Raw genomic sequence first — 3,090 nt, 5'->3', positions numbered from 1 at the left:
CGGCCGTGTTGTCCGCTCATAAGCCTTTTCCGGACTATCCATAATGATCTCGTCCAAAAACTTCTCCATCAAACGAGTAGATTTCGGCAAAAATGGAAAAGCCCCAATATTAATGAGCTCCACACTTTTATAAAACTTATGCTGCTCGAAACGTTCCTCATCATGATAGGGAAATAGCACATAGGCTCCAAACATGCTCCGCTCGTACTCCTTGCCCTGCCCCTCCGAATACACAATCGCATCCCGATAGCGATGCATCGTATTAATATCATCCTCTTCCGGGCCTGGCGTCTGGTACTTCTGAGAATAAGGCGTCCCCTCATAGGCTGGATTAATCCGATATTTTGCATCAAAAATATACTTATACTCTGCCGCGGCATCGTTCTTCTTCAAAGTCAGAACATTATCTGGCCGCTGCGCCAGTGTCTGGCTCCGATCTCCCTTCGGCAGCGCATTATAAAACAGTGTAAAAATCTCCCCATTCACCGGGTTTTTATACACCATTTTCGCCTGCTGCGATTTGTCCAGGGTTACGAACAAGCCACTCCGGTTGATGCGGATGATATCTTGTTTAAGCAGCTCATACTTTTTACTTAAAAGATGATGAATCTTCAAAAAGCACCAATACTCATAGAGTTGAGCCAAATCCTTCATTGATAGACGGAACAGATCATTTTGTATCGACAAACCTTTTAACAGCATTAAATAATAACGATACACCTCTCGGTAGCCCGATGCCATTTGCAAAACCAACGATATCGAAAACTGATTCATCTCACTAACCTGCAAAAAATCATGCTGCAACGACCTCTGCACCTGACTTTGCATCCGATTGAGCTTATTCATAAGCTCTGGATCTTTCGTACGACCTTTCTCAGTTAGACGGTTTTTAATATCCTTCAACTTCTGGTTAACGCGAGTAAGCACCCACTTCACAAAACGATTCTCAGCGGTATCGTAATCAACATGGCGTCGGCTCTCCAATAAATGTGTTGGCGTAAACCGCTGCCCTCCCACCTCAATGACTCCATTCACCGAATCTTTCTCTAAAAGATGTGGACGTTTAGCTAGAAAAGCTATGTTCTCTTTTCCAGCTCTTTTCACACGTGCGGCGTCGACGAGACGATTCTCCCTCTGAAGCTTGGAATGAGGCGACAGCTTAATTCGCTCAACAGCCTGAACAAGCTGCGTAAAAATATGCTGAAGAATTGTAAAATACTCGGTTAAACTCTGATGATTCGTCTCTTTCAATCCGGTCATGTTATAGGTTTTACGCAGAAAGTCGAATGATAAATTATAAATCTGTTCATTAACGTCATTAAGAATCATTTGGTAATCGTTTTTATAATCAATTTTCGATGGAAAAATCTCTAGCTGCAAACGAAAAACAGCATCTCCGTTCAATCGAAGCTCAAGTTCCGAATGGCCGACCTCATTTTGAAAATTAAGAATCCCTGACAAAATCATCTTCCCAAGTGGCTTAACCGCTTGTCTTATATGAATGTTATCGTGGTAGAAAGTTAAGGGACAATCTTCCTTCTTTTCGATTACCAGCTCGTAAGCCTGCGTTTCGTAAAATGTCGGCGCAACCGCATCACCTGAGCCCCAATTTCTTAGTTCCCCATGTTCATGTGAAAACAGCGAAATTGTCTCAATGGTAAGCACCTCTTTCAGCCTAGCAGCATGAAAATGTGCATCCACCCAGGTCTCACTCTCATCCCGATGGAGATTCAGAGTCTCCACAGTTGGGTGAAACGGTTTCCCCTGAATATAGAGATTAAACAAATTCGTCTCGATCCGCAGCAATTCCCGGCTTTGATTAGGATAGCCAGTATGAAGTGAAGCCATCTTCTTCTAACCTCCGTAGCATGAAGGCGATTTTCCTTGCACTTTGTGGGTATTTGGATGCTGCCAACGCTTCATACGAAAGATACAATTTCGAGGCATCCTCCATATACTCCGCGATAGGTAAACTACGATCCTGTACAACCTGCATGAGCTGAAGTAATGCCTTTTTCACCGACAAGTTACTCCCTTGAATACGAGGCAGAATCTTCTGCAACAACTGCATATCAAGAGCTGCTTCCTTATTCAGTAAAGCAAACCGTTCATTATAGATCATATAGAAGCACACGGCATCCCTAATCCTGAATCCAACGTGCGAGTGAATCTGCTCCAAAATATTATTTATTTTCACCAACAACTCCGTCGTCTCTTCCGTCAGTAGCTTATAGTCACGATACACATCAATAAGCTGCAAATATTCGCTTCGCAGGACTGAGTTAGGGGGATTAGTGGCTATTATAGTATTACTTACTTCCTCCACAGATGGATATTGACCAAGCTCAATATAATTGAACTCGATGGTGTTGGCGCGGTCCAATACCTTTTTGCTAAAAGGATGCGTCGTCTCATCCATATTCACCGTTCCGATGATGTACACATTGTCTGGCAGATAGAGATTGCCGTACAGTTGCTTATCTGATTCATTTTGTAACGAGTCTCTATGTATGAGTGCCGTTGTCACTATCCGCTGGTTATGCCACTCTTGCGTCTCAAGCACGCTCAGCAAGTCACTGAAATAGTGCTCAACCCTGGCCAAATTCATTTCATCTAAGCATATAAAATAAGGCTTATGCTGATTTCCCGGTTTAGAAGCCTCGACCAATACTTCCGTTAACTTCCCCGGGCGGAAAACTCCAGACAAATCTTTATACCCCAATAGATCCGAGGGATCGCTCCAATCTGGTCTGACTGGAATTAATGAGAATTGGCCATTACTTGCCGTTGCTCCCACTGCCTCAGCGAATAGCTTGACTAACTTCGTTTTCCCCGTGCCGGATACCCCTGCCAGTATGACGAATGGCTTTGCTTTTAGAGATAGGAAGAAGTTCTCGATACAATGGTCGGGATACATGAACCCTTTGCTGGCTATGAAATTTTTGATCGTGGCTACTCGCTCACTCACGGTTAGTGAATCCACAAGAGGTGTCTCCTCCCAGTTGGTATACGTGTACTGTTGAGCTGATTTTACAATGAATTTTAAGATCTCTAGCCAGTTGAGCATGAAAATAGACCGTTGTTTCTGGG

At 43.6% G+C, this 3,090-nt stretch carries 2 protein-coding genes; both read right to left on the bottom strand.

Features of this window, described 5'->3' with window-relative positions; translation table 11 throughout:
* Window positions 1-1,848, bottom strand: a 1,848-nt coding sequence (locus tag AC1DUA_RS31385) for a DUF2357 domain-containing protein (RefSeq protein WP_477503472.1), incomplete at its 3' end; no start/stop codon positions are given.
* Window positions 1,820-3,090, bottom strand: a 1,271-nt coding sequence (locus AC1DUA_RS31380) for an McrB family protein (RefSeq protein ID WP_477503471.1), incomplete at its 5' end; no start/stop codon positions are given. The genes AC1DUA_RS31380 and AC1DUA_RS31385, both read right to left, overlap by 29 nt.

The sequence above is a fragment of the Paenibacillus sp. 01T422 genome, from assembly GCF_056398785.1.
The sequence above is the reverse complement of the archived record's forward strand: the minus strand, read 5'-3'. Positions and strand labels throughout refer to the sequence as shown.